A 20,377-nucleotide genomic window follows, 5' to 3' on the forward strand; every position below is an offset into this window, starting at 1 on the left:
CGGGCCTGACGTCGCCACCCGGATGGGTGATACTCGACGGGTGGTGGACGGCGAACGGCGAGCGACGGCCCGGCCCCTGCGACCCGCCGCGCCACCCGACGACGGCACCCGGTCCATCCCGCAGCCCCGCCGCGAGCGCGATTCCCTCCCCCCGAACCCGCCCGCCGACCCGCCCCGCGACGCAGGCGCGGCAGCCGACGCGGGCGCCGCAGCCGATGCGGGCGCCGCAGCCGATGCGGGCGCCGCAGCCGATGCGGGCGCCGCAGCCGATGCGGGCGCCGCAGCCGATGCGGGCGCCGAGCCAGGCGCGAAGACCGACGCCGAGCCCGGGGCGGACGGCGGGCGCGAGGGGACCGACGCCGGGCCGGAGACGAAGGCCGAGGCGGCGGCCGAGAGCGGCGGACGACGCCGGCGGATGCCGTTCGCGCACGCCGTCCGGACGCGCCCGACACAGCTCACCGTCGGCGCGGCCCGGGCCACCCGCGCCTGGTCCCGGCGGCCCGGCGGCCGCACCACGCTGCCCGCGCTGTTCCTGCTCGCGCTGGTCGCCGCCGCCGCCACCGCCGGTGCGGTGGTCGTGCCGGCGGCGGTCGGCCGGCCGGAGACGGTCGCCGAGGCCACGCCGTCGCAGAGCGTGCCGCAGACCGCGGCGGCGCCCGCCACGCCCCCGCTGCCGGAGCTGACCGGCCTGCCCGGCACCACCGCGCCGACCGGCACCCCGCTGCCCGGTGCGACCACCGCCCCGGTGCTGCCGGCCGGACGCCCCGCCGACGCGCTCACCGGCTGGGCGCAGCGGGTCAGCGCGGTGACCGGCGTCCCCGTGGTGGCGCTCCAGGCGTACGCGTACGCCGAACTGGTGCTCGCCCAGACCAACCGTGGGTGCCAGCTGAGCTGGACCACGCTGGCCGCCATCGGGTACGTCGAGTCGCGCCACGGCGCGGCGAACGGCGCCACGCTGCAGGCCGACGGCCGGGCCCTGCCGGAGATCAAGGGAGAGCCGCTCGACGGGCAGGGCGGCCGGTCCCGGATCCTCGACACCGACCAGGGGCTGCTCGACGGCGACCGGGTCCACGACCGGGCGCTCGGCCCGATGCAGTTCATCCCGACCACCTGGCAGGAGATCGGTGCGGACGCCGACGGCGACGGGGTGAAGAACCCGCACGACATCGACGACGCGGCGCTGGCCGCCGGGCTCTACCTGTGCAAGGGCGGCCGGAACATGACCATCCCGGGCGACTGGTGGGGCGCCATCCTGTCCTACAACGATGTGCGTCGGTACGCCCAGGCCGTCTTCGACAAGGCCGACGAGTACGGCAGGCTCAGCCGCAACGTGAGGTGACGGCTCGCGTACATTCGCGGACTGAACCCTTCCCCCCGGCTGCCGTTGACGGCAAGCTAGACGGGTGATGGTGCGCGAGTGGGATCCCAGGACCGCGTCGTCCGCCGAGATCGCGTCCCTGCTGGACACGCTGAACGCGGTCCTGGCGGCCGATCTGCCGCAGGATCCGCCTTGGCGGGAGAGCTCCATGCGGGAGTATCTGTCCGAGGTGATGCCCGGCGAGCGGCGGATCTCGTGGGTCGCGCAGGACGACGCCGCCCCGGACGGCACGGCCGGTGCGATCCTCGGGCATGTGCACGTGCTGCTGCTCGGCGGTATCGGCGTGCTCGAGGTGCTGGTGCACCCGGCGGTCCGGCGCAGCGGGATCGGCCGTGAGCTGGTGCGGGTGGCCGCCCGCCGGGTCTGGGACGAGGGCTTCCAGTCGATCGGCGTGGAGGTGGTCGGCGACACCCCGGCCGTCGGGTTCTACGAGTCGCTTGGCTTCACCCGCGACTACGTGGAGACCCGCAGCGTGCTCGACCTGCGCTCGGTGGACTGGCCGGCGCTCACCGAGATGGCCGCCGAGGTCGGCGCGGGCTACCGCGTGGAGTTCTGGCCCGGTGGCCCGCCGGACGAGCTGATCGAGGCGTACGCGCGGGCGAAGGCCGAGGTGCGCGACTCCGACGACGTGGAGCTGCGGCCCAGCTCCTACGACCCGGACCGGCTGCGCGACAGCCTCGCCACGCTGCACCGGCGCGGCATGAAGCCGTACATCGTGCTCGCGTTGCACGAGCAGACCGGCGAGGTGGCCGGGTTGACCGAGGTGGTGGTGCCGGCGCAGCACCCGACCCGGGCCGACCAGTACGACACGATCGTCGTCCACGACCACCGCGGCTACGGCATCGACCGGGCCATCAAGGCGCGGATGCTGCTGGAGCTGCGCTCGGCCGAGCCCGAGGTGGCCGAGGTGCAGACCTGGAACGCGCAGGACAACGAGTCGATGCTGAAGGTCAACGCCGAGCTGGGCTACCGCCCCGACCGCGACTGGTGCGAATACGGTGTGGACGTCGCCGAACTGGTGCACCGGCTGGACAGTCACCGCTGACCGTTCACCGCCCGGCCATCGAAGGGCTGGACGGTGTACCCACGAGAGCCTTAACGTTCGTTAGTTCCTGTCCACCCATCGTGGAGGCCCCATGCGCCCGCGCCGCACCCTCGCCGCGCTCGCGACCACCGCCGCCGTCACCCTCACGGCGATCGCTGTCGCACCCACCGCGGCCAGCGCCGCGCCCACCGACCTCTTCATCTCGGAGTACGTCGAGGGGTCGTCGAACAACAAGGCCGTCGAGCTGTACAACGGCACCGGCGCCCCGATCGACCTGGCTGCCGGCGGCTACCAGCTCCAGCTCTTCTTCAACGGCGCCACCACCTCGACGAACGTGGCCCTGACCGGGACCGTCGCCGCCGGTGACGTGTTCGTCTTCGCCGCCGCGGCGGCCGCGCCGGCGATCCTCGCCCAGGCCGACCAGACGTACTCCGGTTCGCTGTTCAACGGCGACGACGCGATAGTGCTGCGCAAGGGTGGCACGGTGGTCGACTCCCTCGGCCAGGTCGGCGTCGACCCGGGCACCGAGTGGGGCGGCGGGCTGACCAGCACTGCGGACAACACGCTGCGCCGCCTGCCCTCGGTGACCGCCGGCGACACCGACCCGGCGGACCCGTTCGATCCGGCCGCGCAGTGGGCCGGCTTCGCCACCGACACGTTCGACGGGCTGGGCAGCCACACCGTCGGCGGCGGCGGACCGGTCGACCAGCCGGCCACCCTGGCCTGCGGCGGCGCGCTGACGCTGTCGGCGGGCGCCACCGCGACCCGCGAGGTGACCGCTACCGACGCCGACGACACGATCACCGACCTGGCGGTCACCTCGGTCGTGCCGGTGCCGACGAGCGGCTCGATCAGCCGTACCGCGTTCACCCCGGCGACCGCCGACGGCGGCACGGCCACCGCGACGCTGACCGCCACCGGCCTGCCGGCCGGTGGCTACGCGGTCACAGTGACCTCCACCGACGCCGACGGCGACAGCGCCACCTGCACGCTCACCGTGCAGGCCACCAGCGTGCTGTCGATCGGCGAGGTGCAGGGCCGCACCGCCGACGACGAGGACGGCCGCACCGACCGGTCGCCGCTCGCGCCGGCCAGCGGCAACGGCACCAGCTCCACGCTGTACGACGTACGCGGCGTCATCACCGGAATGTCGCTGACCCGCAGTTCGGCCGGCGCCGACCAGTGGGGCTTCTACCTCCAGAGCCGGCTCGGCAGCTCCGACGGCGACCCGCTGACCTCCGACGGCCTGTTCGTCTTCATGGGCTCGTTCACCACGCTGATCGGCGGGTACGCCCCGACCGTCGGTGACGAGGTCGTGCTGCGCGGCCGGGTCTCCGAGTACTTCAACCAGACCCAGCTCTCCGGCGCCTCGCTGGTCCGCAAGCTGGACTCCGGCCTCGACGTGGACACGGCGGTCCGGGTCGACGACGCGGTCCCGCCGGCCGAGGCGGCCGCCGCCGACCTGTTCTGGGAGCGGCACGAGGGCGAACGGATGCGGGTACGCGCCGGCAGCGGCGTCTCCGCGCCCCGGCACATCTACTCCTCCACCGCCGACTCCGAGATCTACGTGCTGGACCGCGAGGACCCGATCATGAAGCGGTCCGACCCGTACGCCCGGCGGGTGTTCCGGGACGCGCACCCGCTCGACGACATCCCCGGCACGCTGTTCGACAACGGCAACAACCAGCGCATCCTGCTGGGTGCCGGCGGCGTGAAGGCAACCGCCGGTGACTCCCGGGCGCTGCTGCCCGAGGCGCGCACGTTCGACACGCTCACCGAGGACGCCTACGGCTCCGTCTCGTACGCGTTCAGCAAGTACAGCGTGCAGCCCGAGCAGCTCACCCTGACCGGTGGCGCCGACCCGGCCGCGAACCACCCGCCGCAGCCGGCCGACCGCGGCAGCGAGGTAGCGATCGCCACGTACAACGTGGAGAACCTGTACGACTACCGGGACGACCCGTTCGACGGCTGCGACTTCGCCGGCAACACCGGCTGCCCCGGCGTCAGCCCGCCGTTCGACTACGTGCCGGCGAGCCCGGAGGCGTACGCCGCCAAGCTCGCAGTGCAGGCCCGGCAGATCGTCCAGTCGCTGCACAGCCCGGATCTGATCCTGGTGCAGGAGGCCGAGGACCAGGACATCTGCTCGGTGGTCGACGGCGCGCTCGCCTGCGGCGACACCAACAACGCCGACGGCGCGCCGGACACCGTGCAGGAGCTGGCGCTCGCCATCGCCGCGAACGGCGGCCCGGCGTACGCCGCCGCGTACGACCGGACCGGCGCGGACGCCCGGGGCATCGCCTCGGCGTTCCTCTACCGGACCGACCGGCTGACGCTGGCCGAGGCGACCGCCACGGACCCGCTGCTCGGCTCCGCCCCCACGGTCCAGTACCGCTCGGCGGCGCTGCCGTCCAACGCCGACGTGCAGAACCCGAAGGCGCTCAACGCGGTGCTGCCGGCCGACGTGGACCGGTCGACCGGCGTGGACGGCAGCAACGTCTACACCCGCGCGGCGCAGGTGGCCCGGTTCACCGTGAAGGCCGGCCCCGGGGCGACCGAGCGGTTCACGCTCTGGGCGGTCGCCAACCACTTCTCGTCCGGGCCGGACAGCCGGGTCGGGCAGCGCCGTGAGCAGGCCGCGTACGGTGCGGCGATCGTGCAGGCGGTCGAGGCGAGCGACCCGAACGCCCGCGTGGTCTACGGCGGGGACCTGAACGTCTTCCCCCGCCCGGACGACCCGATCGCCACCGCCCAGAACCCGACGCCGTCGGACCAGCTCGCCCCGCTGTACGAGGCCGGGCTGCACAACCTCTGGGACGACCTGGTGGCGGACGTGCCGGCGTCGGCGTACTCGTACACCTTCAGCGGTCAGGCGCAGACGCTGGACAACCTCTTCGTGAACGACCCGTTGCACGACGACCTGGTGCAGGTACGGACGGCGCACATCAACGCCGACTACCCCACCGACGCGCCGGAGCTGGGCGACCGGGGCGCCAGCGACCACGACCCGCAGGTGGCCCGGTTCCGGTCGCGCGCCTCGCTGCGGGTCGCGGACACCTCGGTCGCCGAGGGCGACAAGGGCACCAGCGCGATGACGTTCACCGTCACCGTGTCCCGCCCGCTCTCCGAGCCGGCCCTGATCTGCGCGACCACGTACGGCACCACAGCTCAGGCCGGGTCGGACTACGACCCGTACGTGGGCTGCCGGGTGCTGGCCGCGGGCCGGACCTCGCTGACGTTCCCGGTCACCGTGCGCGGTGACCGTAAGCGCGAGGCGGACGAGAAGCTCACGCTGTACGTGGCCGGCGTGCCGGGCCTGCGGCTGGCCGACCCGTCCGGCGTCGGGACGATCCTGAACGACGACTGAGCGGTGTGCCGCGCGGCGGCCCGTCGATCCCCTCATGGGCGGATCGGCGGGCCGCCGCGGTATCCGCACCGTTGCGGGTCGGGCGGGGGCGGCACACTCCGGTACTTGGCCACCCGCACCTCCCACTGGCTGCGGCGGCGCAGCCAGTCCCGGACCTCCCGGTTGCGGTAGAACGTCTCCGGCGGGCGGGCCAGCCCGTACCGGTCGGCCCACCACTCCCCCGGCTCCGGGTCGGTGACGATGTCGAGGTGGGACGGGTACCGCCGCTCCGCGCCGTCGCGCAGGTCGGCCCGGTCACGCATCGGCTTGAGCACCCGGCCGGCCTCGTCGACGACCACGAGCCGGAAGCCGGCCGTGCCGACGATGCGCGACAGCATGGCCAGGCTCGGCGTCAGCGTCCCCGCCTCGATCCGCCCGATAGTGCTCGGATGCACCCGGGCGAACCGGGCCAGCTCGCGCTGGCTGGTGTCGGCCCGGCGACGCACCGCACGGACGATCCCCGGTGCCGGGAACGGCACGTCGAACGGCTCGGTGAGCAGTGCCGGCCCGTCGCCTGCCGCTGCTGCGGCGGGCACGCCGGCTGCGGCGCAGGCTCCCGTGCCCGTGCCCTCGGCGGCAGCGGTGCCGGCGGCGGTGCTGCTGCCGGCGCCTGCGGCGGTGCCGGTTGCGGTGGCCGCCTCCGGCTCGGTGTCGGCGATGTCTGTCACGCCGCCCACGGTCCCGTCTCCCGCACCGGCCCGGCAACCCCGCTCGCCGCGCCTGTGGAAAACCCGGGATGCGGCGTCCGACTCCGCCCGGCAGCGACCGCCAGCACACACGGAGGGTCACAGTCACTCAGCGTGAAGCAACGCTGCGGAAGCGAGCGAGCCAGTGCCATTACAAACGCGACTTAAGCGGACACAATCCTCGCAATCACCACGGCAGAGATAACTACCCCGGCAGACTTTGCTCTGCAGCCACCGAGGCACCGCTCACGATTCGTGACAGTTGCGCCCATGGCTGCAGAGCAAAGTCGGCGAGGGGTGAGGTGTCCCGCCGCCCGAAAAGGCACGCTGAGTGACCGCCTTGGGCTGTGGACGACGCGGCGACCACAACGAGGAACGCGAAACCGGAGAACTCGGCGAGCGGCGGTCAGTAGCGCTCGCGCAGCAACTGGGCGGCCTCGACGGCCCAGTAGGTGAGGATGATCTGGGCGCCGGCCCGGCGGATCGAGGTGAGCGTCTCCAGCATGACCCGCTCCCGGTCGATCCAGCCGTTCGCGGCGGCCGCCTCGACCATCGCGTACTCGCCGGAGACCTGGTAGGCGGCCACCGGGACGTGCACCGCGTCCCGGACCGCCGACACCACGTCGAGGTAGGGCAGCGCCGGCTTGACCATCACCATGTCGGCGCCCTCGGCCACGTCCAGCTCGACCTCGCGCAGCGACTCGCGCAGGTTCGCCGGGTCCTGCTGGTAGGTGCGCCGGTCCCCCTCCAGCGCCGACTCCACCGCGTCGCGGAACGGGCCGTAGAAGGCGGAGGCGTACTTCACCGCGTACGCGAGCACCGACACGTCCTGGTGCCCGGCGGCGTCGAGCGCCTTGCGGACCACGCCGACCTGGCCGTCCATCATCCCGGACGGCCCGACCACGTGGACCCCGGCGGCGGCCTGGGCCACCGCCATGTCGGCGTACGCGGCGAGCGTGGCGTCGTTGTCGACCCCACCGTCCGGGGTGAGCAGACCGCAGTGCCCGTGCGAGGTGAACTCGTCCAGGCACAGGTCGCTCATCACCACAGTCGAGTCGCCGACCTCGGCGATCACGTCCCGGATCGCCGTGTTGAGCACGCCGGCCGGGTCGATGCCACCGGAGCCGGTCTCGTCCCGCGTCTCGGGCACCCCGAACAGCATGATCCCGCCGACCCCGGCCTGGACCGCCTCCGCCGCGGCCTTGCGCAGCGAGTCCCGGGAGTGCTGGAGCACTCCCGGGAGCGACGCGATGGCCCGCGGCTCGGTCAGACCCTCCTTGACGAACATCGGCACGACCAGCTCGGCCGGGTCGACGCGGGTCTCGGAGACCAGCCGCCGCACGGCCGCGTTGCGGCGCAGCCGGCGGGGCCGGATCTCGGGGTACGGCATGACGGGGCCTCCTGTCAGCGGAACCGCAGGGCGGTCGGGCCCTGCACCTTGGAGCCCCGGCGCTGCTTCGCCGGCATGGCGGCGAGCTTCTCCCGCAGTTCGACGGCGTAGGCGGCGAGCGCCTCCACCAGGTCGGGCACCGAGGCGTGCGGCGGCTGCACGTCGACGCGCAGGCCGAACTCGGTGGCGGTCTCCGCCGTCTTGGGCCCGATCACTGCAACAACGGTCCGCGCGTGCGGCTTCCCGGCGATACCGACGAGGTTCCGCACGGTGGACGACGAGGTGAACAGCACCGCGTCGAACCCGCCCGACTTGATCGCGTCGCGGATCTCGGCGGGCGGCGGGGCCGCGCGCACGGTCCGGTACGCGGTCACGTCGTCGACCTCCCAGCCGCGCTCGGTGAGGCCGGCGGCGAGGGTCTCGGTGGCGATGTCGGCGCGCGGCAGCAGCACCCGGCCGACCGGGTCGAGGATCTCGTCGTGCGGCGAGAACTCGGCCAGCAGGCCCTCGGAGGACTGCTCCCCGGAGGGGATCAGCTCGGGCTGGATGCCGAAGGCGCGGACCGCCTCGGCGGTGGCGTCACCGATGCAGGCGATCTTCACGCCGCCGAAGTGGCGGGCGTCGAGGCCGTGCTCGGCGAACTTCTCCCACACCGCCCGGACCGCGTTCACCGAGGTGAAGATGACCCAGGCGTACCGGCCGTCGACCAGGCCCTTCACGGCCCGCTCCATCTGGGCCGGGGTACGCGGCGGCTCGACCGCGATGGTCGGCACCTCGCACGGGATCGCCCCGTACGCGCGCAGCCGTGCGCTCATCACGCCGGCCTGCTCCTTGGTGCGGGGCACCAGCACCTTCCAGCCGTACAGCGGGCGGTTCTCCCACCAGCTCAGCTTGTCGCGGTCGGTGACTGCGGCGCCGACGGTGAGCACCACCCGGCCGGTGAAGCCGAGCGCCGCCGCGACGAAGGAGTCGACGCTCGACGTGGTGGTGTACTGCGTCTCGCCGGTGCCGTCGCCGGTCACCCCGACCGCTGTGGTGCCGTCGACCCCGGCGGCCAGCAGGCCGTCCCGGACGGCGGCCAGGTCACCGGCGTCCACGGCGAGCGCCAGCGAACCCCGCCCGACGGCGGTGGCGAGCGCCTCGAAGTCCAGCGCGGTGACGTCCTCGACGTCGGCGGCGGTGCGTACGCCCGGCAGCGGGACACCCGCGTAGGTGGCCACGCCCTCGGCCTGGCCGACGCCCGGCACGACCTCGAAGTGCGCCGCGGTACGCGCGACCGCCTGCACCTCCTTCACCACCGAGTCGTGGCCGAACGGGTCACCGGCGACGAGGTGCACGGCGTTCTGCCCGGACCGGGCCGCGGAGATCAGCACCTTCGCCACGTCCCCCGGCACGCCCTCGGCGGGGCTGAACTCGGCGTCCGGCCGGGCCTGGGCGCGGACGTGCGCCAGGAGCGACTCGGGTACGCCCCGGTCGTAGACCACCTGGTCGGCGTCGACCAGGGCGTCCAGCGCCCGGCGGGTCAGCAGGCCCGGGTCGCCGGGACCGGCCCCGACGAATGCGATCTGGCCTACGGGCTTACGGGTGCGGGTCATTCTGTGCTCCCAAGTTGCTGGGTCCCCGGGCCGGCCTGTGCGTCCTGGCCGAGGATCGAGTCGGCGCCGAGTTCGAGGAGTTCGGCGGCGAGTGCCTTGCCGATCTCCGCCGCGTCGGCGGGCGTTCCGGTGCGGGACAGCCGGAGGTCACGCGAACCGTCCGGGCTGATCACCGCACCGCGCAGGTAGATCTCCTGATTGACGTCGCCCTCGTCGGTGGGCTCGCCTTCGGCGAGGACGGCGTACGCGGCCACGGGTGCGCTGCATCCTGCCTCCAGGGTGGCCAGCAGCGCCCGTTCCGCGGTGATCGCGGCACGGGACGGTGCGTGGTCGAGCAGCGCGAGCAGCTCGATCACGTCCTGGTCGTCGGCCCGGCACTCGACGGCCAGCGCACCCTGAGCGGGCGCGGGCAGCATGAGCATCGGGTCGAGCGTCTCGGTGATGACGTCGGCGCGGCCGATCCGGTTGAGCCCGGCGCGGGCGAGCACGACGGCGTCGAGGTCGGCGTCCGGGCCGAGCACCCGGCCGAGCCGGGTGTCGACGTTGCCCCGGATCGGGGTGACCTCCAACTGCATGCCCAGCGCGTGCAGCTGGGCGATCCGGCGCAGCGCGCCGGTGCCGACGCGGGCGCCGGGCGGCAGCTCGGCGAGCGTACGGCCGTTCGTCGCCACCAGCGCGTCACGCGGGTCCTGCCGGGGCGGTACGGCCGCGACGTGCAGGCCGGGCGCCGCCGCGGTGGGCAGGTCCTTGTACGAGTGGACGGCGAAGTCGATCTCGCGGGCGGTCAGCGCGTCGCGCAGCGCGGACACGAACACGCCGACGCCGAGCCGCTGCACCGGGGCGGTGGACCTGTCGCCGGCGGTCACCACCTCGACCAGCTCGACCGGCCGGCCGGTGGCCGCGGTGAGGGCCTCGGCGACGTGGCCGGACTGGGCCATCGCCAGGGCGCTGCCCCGGGTACCGAGGCGAAGGGGGGCGGTCATCGCGCACCTCCGGTGGGCGGGACGTCGGCGGCGTCGAACGACGACCGGCCGTCGGAGTCGGTGGCGACCACGTCGGGGACGGTGTCGACCGGGGACGTCTGCGGGACGTCCAGGTCGAACAGTTCGCGCAGCAGCGCCGCGTACTGGTCACCGCCGGGCTCGGCGGCGAGCTGGCGGACCCGTACGGTCGGCTGGTGCAGCAGGCGCTGCACGACCCGGTGCACGGTGCGGGCGACCTCGGCGCGCTGGTCGTCGCTGAGGTCGGGGCGGCGCTGGCCGAGCCGGCGCAGCTCGGCGCTGACGACGTCCTCGGCCCGGCCGCGCAGGGCGGCCACTGTCGGCGCGACGTCGGCGCCGCGCAGCCAGCTCAGGAACGCCTCGACCTCACCGGTGACGATCCGGGCCACCTCGGCGGCGTCGGCGGCGGCCGGTCCGTCGGCGAGGACGGCGGCCATCCGGTCGATGTCGATCACCTCGACGCCGGGCAGCTCGTCGACGCCGGGCTCGACGTCGCGCGGGACGGCCAGGTCCAGCAGGACCAGCGGGCCGCGGTCGGCGTCCCGTCGGGCCAGCGCCCGGGTCACCACGTCGCGGGTGAGCACCGGCTCGGTGGCGGCGGTGGCGGCGACCACGACGTCGACGGCGGCGAGCGCGGTGATCAGCTCGGCCATCGGCACGGCGGACGCGCCGTACGACTCGGCGAGCCGGACGGCACGGGCGGCACCCCGGTTGGTCACGGTGAGCGGGCCGGCGCCCAGCCGGGACAGCGTGGCCACGCCCAGCGAGCCCATCGCGCCGGCGCCGACCACCATGGCGGGCCGGCCGGCCAGGTCGCCGTCGAGCAGCTCGGCGGCGAGGTCGAGCGCGGCGGTGACGACGCTCTGCCCGGCCCGGTCGATGTCGGTCTCGGCGTGCGCGCGCTTGCCGACCCGCAGCGCCTGCTGCATCAGCTCGTGCAGCAGGCGGCCGGCCGAGTCGGCGCCACCGGCGGAGTGGTAGGCGTCGCGGAGCTGGCCGAGGATCTGCGCCTCGCCCACGACCATCGAGTCGAGCCCGGCGGCCACCCGGAAGACGTGGTCCACGGCGGCGGCGTCGTAGTGCACGTAGAGGTGCGGTGCGAGCGCCGCGGGCTGGCAGCCGGCCTGGTCGGCCAGGACCGCGCAGATGTCGCCGAGTCCGCCGTGGAACCCGGAGACGGCGGCGTAGACCTCCACCCGGTTGCAGGTGGAGACCAGGACGGCCTCGGCGACGTACGGCTGGGCGATCAGGCGGTCCAGCGTGCGGGTGAGGTCGGCGGGCGGGACGGCCAGCTGTTCCAGGGTGGCGACCGGGGCGGTGCGGTAGGACGCGCCGACGACGAGCAGTTTCACGTGCCGATCGCCTCCTGGGTGTCGGTTGCCGCGAGTCCGCCGGGCAGGGCGGTGAGGGCGGACCCGCCGGTGGCGGGGAGCGCGGTCAGCGATGCCTTGCGGTGCTCGTGGAAGGACAGGATCTGCAGCTCGATGGCGAGGTCGACCTTGCGCACGTCGACCCCGTCCGGAACCGAGAGTACGCACGGCGCGAAGTTGAGGATGCTCGTCACGCCGACGGCGACCAACTGGTCGGCGACCGCCTGGGCGGCCGGGGCGGGCGTGGCGATGACGCCGATCGAGATCGACTCCTCGGCGACGATCCGGGGCAGCTCGTCGACGTGCCGTACGACCAGGCCGTTGATCACTTCGCCGACGCGGGACCGGTCGGCGTCGACGAGCGCGGCGATGCGGAATCCGCGGTTGGCGAAGCCGTCGTAGCCGGCCAGGGCGTGACCGAGATTACCCACGCCGACGAGCGCGACGGCGCGGCACTGGGTGAGCCCGAGCACCGAGGAGATCTGGTCGACGAGCAGCGCGACGTCGTAGCCGACACCGCGGGTGCCGTACGAGCCGAGGTGGGACAGGTCCTTGCGGAGCTTCGCGGAGTTGACGCCCGCGGCGTTCGCCAGGCCCTCGCTGGACACCGTCTCGTGCCCGGCGTCGGCGAGTGCGTGCAGCGCACGCAGGTATTCCGGGAGCCGGGACACGGTCGCCTCGGGCAGGTCCGGAAGTGCCGGTACGGCACCGGTGCGACCGGGCGCGCCTGGTTGACGGTGCTGGCTCATGAGACTCCGTGCGGTGCGATCCTCGACCAGCGACGGGGGCCGGTCGTTTCGGGACTCCCGCTGGCGACCGAGATTGCCGGCTGTGCTAGCAGGGCGCGTCGGAACTACAGAGTAGGTGTTTGTGAAGGGGTGCACAAATCGCGATCTTGAAAGCTCGCGACGCGCCTTCACCTGCCCCTCCATTCCCGCAAGATCGATCAACCGCGTCTCTCGGCGGCGCGTGGCGATTATTGCTCAATCCAGACTTCCCTGACCAATCGCGCGGGGCCCGTAGCGCTCCGTGACCGGCGTGGCGAGGCGAGTCTCACGTTTTCGAGTAGGGAGAACCCCACCCCGAACAGGCCAGCGTGCGGGATGGGTGGGCGGGGCACGCGCCCATAGCCTCGAATCATGACCGCAGCACCACTGGCCACCGCGCCCACTCCGCTGTCCCCCGTCCACGGGCTCCTGCGCCGCCTCGCCCGCGACACCACCTACGTGCTCGTGGGCTTCCCGCTGGCGATCGTCAGCTTCGTGCTCGCCGTGGTGGGGATCGCACTCAGCGCCGGGCTGCTGGTGACCACGCTCGGCCTGCCGATCCTCGCCGGCTTCCTCTACGCGGCCCGCGGGCTGGCCGACATCGAGCGGCTGCGGCTCGCCGGGGTGCTGGACCGGCCCCGGGTACGCCCGGTCTACCGGACGCCCGAGCCGGGCGCCGGGTTCTGGCGCCGCGTGTTCACCCCGATCCGGGACGCGCAGTCGTGGCTGGACCTGCTGCACGCGTTCGTCCGGCTGCTCGTGGCGCTGCCCACGTTCGTGCTGCTCGTGGTCTGGTGGGTGCTGGCGCTGGGCGGCACGCTCTACATCACCTACGACTGGGCCATCCCGCGCGGCACCGACGACCAGGATCTGAGCCAGCTCCTCGGGATGGGCGACGGCGCGGGCGCGCGGATCACCCTGAACACCGCGATCGGGCTGTTCGCCCTGTTCACGCTTCCGCTGGTGGCGCGCGGCTGCGCCCGGCTCCAGGCCGGGCTGGCGTACTCGCTGCTCACCGGCGTGGCCGAGATGCGGCAGCGGATCATCACGCTGGAGGAGCAGAAGCGGGCCGCCGCCTCGGCCGAGGCGGTCGCGCTGCGGCGGCTGGAGCGCGACATCCACGACGGCCCGCAGCAGCGGCTGGTGCGGCTCGCCATGGACCTCGGCCGGGCCCGCCACCAGCTCGCCGCCGACCCGGAGGCGGCCCGGCAGACGCTCGACGAGGCGGTCGCGCAGACCCGGGAGACGCTGGACGAGCTGCGTGCCCTGTCCCGGGGCATCGCGCCGCCGATCCTGGTCGACAGGGGCCTGCCCAGCGCGCTCGCCGCGCTCGCCGCCCGCGCCCTGGTGCCCACCGAGCTGGCGCTCGACGACGACCTGGGCACCGCCGCCGGCCGGCTCGACCCGGGGCTGGAGAGCACCGCGTACTTCGTGGTGGCCGAGGCCCTGACGAACGTCTCGAAGCACAGCCGGGCGACCGCCTGCCGGGTGGAGGTCACCCGGAAGGTGGGCCGGCTGGAGATCACCGTCACCGACGACGGAGACGGCGGCGCGCACGTGGCCAAGGGGCACGGGCTCAGCGGCATCGCCGACCGGGTCCGGGCGGCCGGCGGCACGCTGGAGGTGGACAGCCCGGCCGGCGGGCCGACCCGGATCCACGCCGAACTGCCGAGGTGACCCGGTTCGCCCGGACTCCGGGCCGTCGCGCGGTGACGCGGCGCGCCCGGTATCCGGGCCGCCGGCCCGGCGCCGGGTCCGGGCGTGATAGACACCGGACCCATGCGGGTGGTGATCGCGGACGACGCCGTACTGCTCCGGGAGGGGCTGGTCCGGCTGCTGACCGAGTTCGGGCACGAGGTGGTGGCGGCCGTCGGTGACGGTGACGCGCTGGTCGAGGCGGTGGTGGCGCACCGGCCCGACGTCTCGGTGGTGGACGTGCGGATGCCGCCGTCACACACCGACGAGGGACTGCGCGCCTCGGTGGAGGCCCGCCGCCGGGTGCCGGGTACGCCGATCCTGGTGCTGTCCCAGTACGTCGAGGTGTCGTACGCCGACGACCTGCTGGACACCGCAGGCGGCGCCGGCGGCGGCATCGGCTACCTGCTCAAGGACCGGGTCGCGGCGATCGACGAGTTCCTGGACGGCCTGGCCCGGGTGGCGGCCGGCGGCACCGTGCTCGACCCGGAGGTGATCAGCCAGTTGCTGGTCCGGCGGCGGCGCGACGACCCGCTGGCGTCGCTGACCCCGCGGGAACGCGAGGTGCTGGCGCTGATGGCCGAGGGCCGCTCGAACACCGCCATCGCCCGGGCGCTCGTGGTGAGCGACGGCGCGGTCGAGAAGCACGTCCGCAACATCTTCACCAAGCTGGACCTGCCCCCTGACGCGACCACCCACCACCGCCGCGTCCTGGCCGTCCTGGCCCACCTGCGCGCCTGACCGGGCCGGTCAGGCGAGCGTGCGGGCCAGCGTCACCGCCTCGCTGAGCGTGTCGGCGGCCGGGTGGCCGCTGCCGCGCAGCCGGTCCGGGTCGGACAGGCCCCCGGTGTAGAGGACGCAGCGGGCGCCGACCGAGGCGGCCGCGTCGGCGTCGTCGAGCGAGTCGCCGATCAGCACCACCTCGTGCCCGCCCAGCCCCAGCTCGGCCAGGTGCTTCTCCAGCCACTCGGCCTTGTGCCCGCCGCCGACAGTGGCGCGCAGCCCGTCCACCCGGCGGAAGTGCGGGGTCAGCCCGTACGTGTGCACGGTCGGCACCAGCTCGTCGTGGAACCACATGGACAGCAGCGACTGGCTGCCCTCCCAGGACTCGATGGCCGTCGTGGCGTCGGCGGCCAGGGCGCAGGTGGTCAGCCCGGCCCGGTACGCGTCGTGGAACACCCGGTCGAGCGTCCCGAACGCCTCGGCGTCCACGGCCCGGCCGAGCATCTCGGCGTAGTAGTCGGCGATCGGCCGCCGGAACCGCACCCGGTGCTCGGCGGCGGTGACCGCCGGCCCGCCGGCGCTGGCGAAGGCGACGTTCGTGGCCTGGACCACCAGGTCGAGGTCGTCGAGGAGCGTTCCGTTCCAGTCCCACACGAGGTGGCGTCGCATACCCGTCACCCGAGCACCATAGTGCTAGAGCTGCGGCGTGGTCAGGTCGCGCAGCAGCCGGTCCTCCTCGACCCGCCAGTAGCCGTGTTCCTTGCCGTCGAGCAGCACCACCGGCAGCCGGTCGCCGTAGTCGCGCTCCATCTCCAGGTCGCCGGTGACGTCCCGCTCGACCCAGCGGTCGCCGGTGACCGCCACCACCCGGTCGAGCGCGGCCTTCGCGTCGTCGCACAGGTGGCAGCCGGGCCGGGTGATCAGGATGAGCCTCGGGTCACTGGACATCGGATACCTCCGTGCGGATCTCGGTCGGCGTCGCCGGGGACGGCACCGCGGGCGCCGGGCGCAGCTCGGTCTTGCGTACCTTCCCGATCGCCGAGTACGGCAGGCTGTCGACGAACTCGACGGCGGTCGGGCACTTGAACCGGGCCAGGTTACGCGCGCAGTGGGCGAGCAGGTCGTCCGCCGTCACCGGCGGGCCGGCCGCCCGGACCACGTACGCCCGCACAGTCTCGCCGGTCCGCGGGTGCGGCACGCCGAGGACTGCCGACTCGGCCACGCCGGGGTGGGCCCGGAGCACCAGCTCCACCTCGTGCGGGTAGACGTTGAAGCCGTTTACCAGGATCAGCTCGCCGAGCCGGTCGACCAGGAACAGGTCTCCGTCGCCGTCGGCGTACGCCACGTCACCTGTCGCCCACCAGCCGTCCGGGTCCGGCGCGCCCCGCCCGTCCGGCCAGTAACCGGCGAACAGGTTCGAGCCGCGTACCACGATCTGCCCGGGGTCGGTGCCCGTCGCCTCGTCGGAGAGGTCCATCTCGTCCTCGTCCGGGGCGTCGGCGGGCACCCCGTCGCGCCACAGCTCGGTGCCGTCGGACCCGACCAGGCGCAGCCCGACGCCGGGCAGCGGGCGGCCGATCGACCCCGGTTTCGGCTCGCCGCCGACGAGCGTCGAGGTGAGCACCGGCGCGGTCTCGGTGAGCCCGTAGCCGACGTGCACCGGATGCCCGGTCAGCTCGGTGAAGCGCGCGCCGGCCGCGAGCGGCAGCGGCGCCGCGCCGCACACCGCGACGCGCACGGAGGCGAGCGCCGCGGCCGGGTCACGCTCCGCCTCGGCCCAGGTCAGGAACATCGACGGTACGCCGACGAGCACCGTGACCCGGTGCCGGGCGATGTCGTCCAGCGCGCCGGCCGGGCCGGGCTCGTCGACGAGCACCCCGGTCGCGCCGTGCCGCACGACGGCGCCGAGCGCGGAGTTCAGCCCGTACGCGTGGAACAGCGGAAGGGCGAGCAGCACGACGTCGCCGGGGCCGACCACTGGTGGTTCGATGCGGTCGACCTGGTCGTGGTTGGCGGCGAGCGCCCGGTGCGGCAGCATCGCGCCCTTGGGCCGGCCCTCGGTGCCGGAGGTGTAGAGCAGGACGGCGAGGTCGTCGCCGGAGCGGGCCGGGAACCGGGCCGGGGTGTCGTCGCCGGCCACCGGCGGCGTGGTGTGCACGGCGCGCAGCGCGGGCAGTTCGGCGGCGTCCACACGGCCGGTCACCTCGGGCGCGCCGATCAGCACGGCGGCACCGGAGTCGGCGAGGACGTGCCGCAGCTCGCGGGCGGTCAGCGTGGGGTTGACAGGTACGGCCACCAGGCCGGCCCGGAGCGCGGCGAGGTAGGTGACCACGAAATCCGGTGTGTTGCCGAACGCGATCGCCACCCGGGGCGGGTGGCCGGTTCCGTCGGCCGGCGGCGTGTCGGCGAGCAGCGCGCGGGCGGTGGCGGTGACCGCGTCGTCCAGCTCGGACCAGGTCAGCGTCCGGTCGCGCCAGTGCAGCGCGGCCCGGTCGCCCCGCTGTTCGGCGGCGCGGCGGAGCCGGTCGGCGAGGTTCGGCGCGGAGCTTTCGGCGGCGTCCTGCACGGTGGCTGAGTCTGGCACAGCGGTGTCCGACAGGCCATGCCCGGACACGGCGCCGGGTCCGTCGCACGAGACTGCAATTGCCGTACGGTGGGATTCCTAGCCACGGGATGAGGATCTCCACGGTGCCCGGGCGAACAGCCGGAAGCGACCGGCCCGCACCGCCGCCGCGACACGCCGAGCGAAAAGAAAATCGGCTCCGACCAGGACTTTCCACTGCGGACCAGGTTCCGGCGCGAAAGTCAACCACACGCGACGGACAACCGGTCCGCCATGTGTGCGACCTGGCGGGAAATACTTCCGCTCTGTGTAACGGACTTGCCACGCGTGGGTGACGTTGGCCCTATCATCACTCGGGTCGGCTCACCCCATTTGCCGTGAGTCGACACCCCTCAGCCCGAGGAGGCCCCCGTGCCCGTGAGCGCATTGGACCAGCACCTCAAGGGGATCTGCCGCCCGTCGGCACGTCCCGACCCGGCCGTGCCCGACCGGGTGTTACCCGGTCCTCCGGCGCGGTCACTGTCCGCCAAGCCTGGGGAGGCGCGGTGACCACCTTCGGTTACGCCGAACGACCGGCCGGCGTCACCGGCCCAGCCCAGCGCAACCCGCTCAACGAGCGCGCGGACCCCGGCCCGCGGAGCGCCGACGGCCCGCTCGCGGTACGCGGCGACGGGCGGCGTGTCCGCAGCCGCGCGCACCACACGAACGAGGCACCACCCCGCCCCGCGACCCCGGGCGGCAACGCGAAGCCCGCGACCGGCCGCCTGGGCAGCCCGGCCCGCCCGACCATGCCGGCCCAGGCGCGACGCGGCGACGCGGCGACCGGGACCGAGCCGTCCGCCGCCGAGACCGCGATCCTGCCGGCGGTGACCGCCGGTGACACCGCCGTCCTGCCCGCCGTACCGGCCGCCGCGCCCGCCACCGGCTTCCCCAACCGCCCCGACCCGTCCGACCCGGCCACCGAGGTGTGGACGCTGGTCGAACGCGCGCAGGCGGGCGAGTCCGAGGCGTTCGGGCTGATCTACGACAGGTACGTCGACACGGTCTTCCGGTTCGTCTACTTCCGGGTCGGCAACCGCCAGCTCGCCGAGGACCTCACCTCCGACACGTTCCTGCGGGCGCTCAAGCGGATCGGCAGCTTCACCTGGCAGGGACGCGACCTCGGCGCCTGGCTGGTCACCATCGCCCGCAACCTGGTCGCCGACCACTTCAAGTCCGGGCGCTACCGGCTGGAGGTCACCACCGGTGACGTCCTCGACGCCGACCGGGAGGACCGCGGGCCCGAGGGCAGCCCCGAGGCCGCGGTGGTGGAGCACATCACGAACGTCGCCCTGCTCACCGCCGTCAAGCAGCTCAACCCGGAGCAGCAGGAGTGCATCGTGCTGCGGTTCCTCCAGGGCTTCTCGGTGGCCGAGACGGCCCGCGCCATGGGCAAGAACGAGGGCGCCATCAAGGCTTTGCAATACCGGGCGGTCCGGGCGCTGGCCCGGCTGCTGCCCGACGGCTTCCACTCCTGATCGGTCCGGCCCGGCCGGCGCACGCTCGCCGGGCGGTGTCGCATGCCCGACGTACCCCACCCCGCCCCTCACTCCCGGTGATTTCGCCGCCGCCCCAGCCGTAACCGGCGACCGGCGCGGTCCGTTTCTCCGGGTGCGACCAGTGGTTGTCCCGGCGTCCCCCGGGCCACCCGGTCCGGCGGGTCAGGTCGACCGTTCCGGTCGGCTTCGGGCCACACGCTGCCACCGGTCGCTGGTGACGACGACGGCCGCCCGGCCGTGACCAGCGAGAGGGGGTGCCGCGGTGGACAGCGACCTCTTCTCCCGTCGGCGAGCCGAGCGCTTCGCGCAACTCCTCGACGAGGCCAACGGCGGACGCCGGCACCACGTCCGGTCCAAGGCGGACGGTGAACTCACCGCGCTCGTCGAGGTGAGCCGCCGGATCACCGCCGAGCGGCCCGACGTCGAGGTGGACGCCGAGTTCCGTACCGGCCTGCGGGCGATGCTCGTGGCCACCGCCGAGCGCGAGGGCGTCGGCGCTCCGGACAAGACCGGCACCTCCGGCGTACGCGGCGCGCTGCTGCCCGCCATCACCGGCCGCCGGGCGCGGGCCCGGGGCGCGATCCTGGTCGGCGTGGCCGCCGGGGCGGTCGCCCTCTCCGGCATCTCCGCCGCCAGCGAGAACGCGCTGCCCGGTGACGCCCTGTACGGCATGAAGCGCTCCACCGAGCGCGCCCAGCTCGCGCTCGCCAGCTCGGACATCAGCCGCGGGCAGCTCTTCCTCGACTTCGCCCGCACCCGGCTCGACGAGGCCGCCTCGGTCCGCGACGACCGGCTCGGCTTCAGCGCCGTCCTGGACGACATGGACGCGGACACCCGCCAGGGCGTACGCCTGCTGACCACTGTCGCCGCGCAGCGCTCCGACCCGGCGGCGCTGGACGCGGTGGACACCTTCCTCGCCGGCCAGCGCCGGGTGGTCAGCGGCCTGCTCGACCGGCCCGACCACGCCGACCGGGAACGCACCCGGCGCTCGCTGTCCCTGCTCGACGCGGCCGGCAAGCGCGCCGACGCGCTCCGCGAGGCGATCGCCTGCGGGCTGCCCGCGCCGCAGGCCAGCGACATGCTCGGGCCCGCTCCGTCGACCTGCCCGGCCGACCGCTGAACGGTCGACGCCTACCGCGCCACACTTCTCCCGGCGGACACCCGGCCGTCACGCCGTGCCGGATACGCTCGACTCGGAGCACGTACGCGTCGTCGAGGCAGGG

16 protein-coding genes are annotated in these 20,377 nt (G+C 74.1%); 7 read left to right on the top strand and 9 right to left on the bottom strand.

Annotation, left to right across the window (positions count from 1 at the left end; translation table 11 throughout):
• Positions 1-40 precede the first annotated feature (40 nt).
• The 3 genes from SM452_RS03175 (at position 41) to SM452_RS03185 (ending at position 5,787) form a co-directional block, all read left to right on the top strand.
• On the top strand, positions 41-1,339 hold the full coding sequence (locus SM452_RS03175) for a lytic transglycosylase domain-containing protein (RefSeq protein ID WP_463839263.1): 1,299 nt from the start codon (positions 41-43) through the stop codon (positions 1,337-1,339).
• Positions 1,340-1,406: 67 nt separating this feature from the next.
• Entirely contained in the window at positions 1,407-2,423 is a 1,017-nt protein-coding gene (locus SM452_RS03180) for a GNAT family N-acetyltransferase (RefSeq protein WP_262013268.1), read from the top strand.
• 91 nt (positions 2,424-2,514) lie between these two features.
• A complete protein-coding gene (locus SM452_RS03185) occupies positions 2,515-5,787 on the top strand; it encodes a lamin tail domain-containing protein (RefSeq protein ID WP_463839264.1) in 3,273 nt (1,090 codons plus the stop codon).
• Positions 5,788-5,819: 32 nt separating this feature from the next.
• Here the strand turns inward: SM452_RS03185 and SM452_RS03190 are convergent, their stop codons facing one another.
• The 6 genes from SM452_RS03190 to SM452_RS03215 all read right to left on the bottom strand — a co-directional run bounded on the left by SM452_RS03190 (position 5,820) and on the right by SM452_RS03215 (position 12,617).
• Positions 5,820-6,494, bottom strand: a complete 675-nt coding sequence (locus SM452_RS03190) for a helix-turn-helix domain-containing protein (protein ID WP_355506015.1) — start codon at positions 6,492-6,494, stop codon at positions 5,820-5,822.
• 424 nt (positions 6,495-6,918) lie between these two features.
• Positions 6,919-7,902 (bottom strand): porphobilinogen synthase, encoded by a 984-nt coding sequence (gene hemB / locus SM452_RS03195; RefSeq protein ID WP_262013165.1) that lies wholly within the window; start codon positions 7,900-7,902, stop codon positions 6,919-6,921.
• Positions 7,903-7,916: 14 nt separating this feature from the next.
• A complete protein-coding gene (locus SM452_RS03200) occupies positions 7,917-9,497 on the bottom strand; it encodes a bifunctional uroporphyrinogen-III C-methyltransferase/uroporphyrinogen-III synthase (protein WP_262013166.1) in 1,581 nt (526 codons plus the stop codon).
• A complete protein-coding gene (gene hemC / locus SM452_RS03205) occupies positions 9,494-10,480 on the bottom strand; it encodes a hydroxymethylbilane synthase (protein WP_262013167.1) in 987 nt (328 codons plus the stop codon). Before hemC ends, SM452_RS03200 begins: the two co-directional genes overlap by 4 nt.
• Positions 10,477-11,850 carry a glutamyl-tRNA reductase gene (locus SM452_RS03210; protein WP_262013168.1) on the bottom strand — a complete coding sequence of 458 codons (1,374 nt, stop codon included), beginning with the start codon at positions 11,848-11,850 and terminating at the stop codon, positions 10,477-10,479. The genes hemC and SM452_RS03210 overlap by 4 nt, the downstream gene beginning before the upstream one ends.
• Entirely contained in the window at positions 11,847-12,617 is a 771-nt protein-coding gene (locus SM452_RS03215) for a redox-sensing transcriptional repressor Rex (RefSeq protein ID WP_262013169.1), read from the bottom strand. Before SM452_RS03215 ends, SM452_RS03210 begins: the two co-directional genes overlap by 4 nt.
• Before the next feature lie 390 nt (positions 12,618-13,007).
• On the opposite strand from SM452_RS03215, the gene SM452_RS03220 reads away from it, so the two are divergent.
• On the top strand, positions 13,008-14,312 hold the full coding sequence (locus SM452_RS03220; protein WP_262013170.1) for a sensor histidine kinase: 1,305 nt from the start codon (positions 13,008-13,010) through the stop codon (positions 14,310-14,312).
• A 102-nt stretch (positions 14,313-14,414) separates the two neighbouring features.
• Positions 14,415-15,071 (top strand): LuxR C-terminal-related transcriptional regulator, encoded by a 657-nt coding sequence (locus tag SM452_RS03225; protein WP_262013171.1) that lies wholly within the window; start codon positions 14,415-14,417, stop codon positions 15,069-15,071.
• A 9-nt stretch (positions 15,072-15,080) separates the two neighbouring features.
• Here the strand turns inward: SM452_RS03225 and SM452_RS03230 are convergent, their stop codons facing one another.
• Genes SM452_RS03230 through SM452_RS03240 form a run of 3 tightly spaced genes read right to left on the bottom strand, consistent with a single transcriptional unit; the run spans position 15,081 to position 17,667 of the window.
• The gene (locus tag SM452_RS03230; protein ID WP_262013172.1) at positions 15,081-15,722 is read right to left on the bottom strand and encodes an HAD family hydrolase; all 642 of its coding nucleotides are present in this window, start codon (positions 15,720-15,722) and stop codon (positions 15,081-15,083) included.
• Positions 15,723-15,746: 24 nt separating this feature from the next.
• Positions 15,747-16,001, bottom strand: a complete 255-nt coding sequence (locus SM452_RS03235) for a glutaredoxin family protein (protein ID WP_013288752.1) — start codon at positions 15,999-16,001, stop codon at positions 15,747-15,749.
• On the bottom strand, positions 15,991-17,667 hold the full coding sequence (locus SM452_RS03240; RefSeq protein WP_463839265.1) for an AMP-binding protein: 1,677 nt from the start codon (positions 17,665-17,667) through the stop codon (positions 15,991-15,993). Before SM452_RS03240 ends, SM452_RS03235 begins: the two co-directional genes overlap by 11 nt.
• A gap of 494 nt (positions 17,668-18,161) precedes the next feature.
• Here SM452_RS03240 and SM452_RS03245 point away from each other — a divergent pair, with 494 nt between their 5' ends.
• Positions 18,162-19,133: an ECF subfamily RNA polymerase sigma factor, BldN family gene (locus tag SM452_RS03245; RefSeq protein WP_463839266.1), complete on the top strand. Its 972-nt coding sequence runs from the start codon at positions 18,162-18,164 to the stop codon at positions 19,131-19,133.
• A gap of 283 nt (positions 19,134-19,416) precedes the next feature.
• The gene (locus SM452_RS03250; protein ID WP_262013175.1) at positions 19,417-20,274 is read left to right on the top strand and encodes a DUF5667 domain-containing protein; all 858 of its coding nucleotides are present in this window, start codon (positions 19,417-19,419) and stop codon (positions 20,272-20,274) included.
• Positions 20,275-20,377 lie beyond the last annotated feature (103 nt).

The sequence above is a fragment of the Micromonospora sp. SYSU B005 genome (assembly GCF_055362685.1).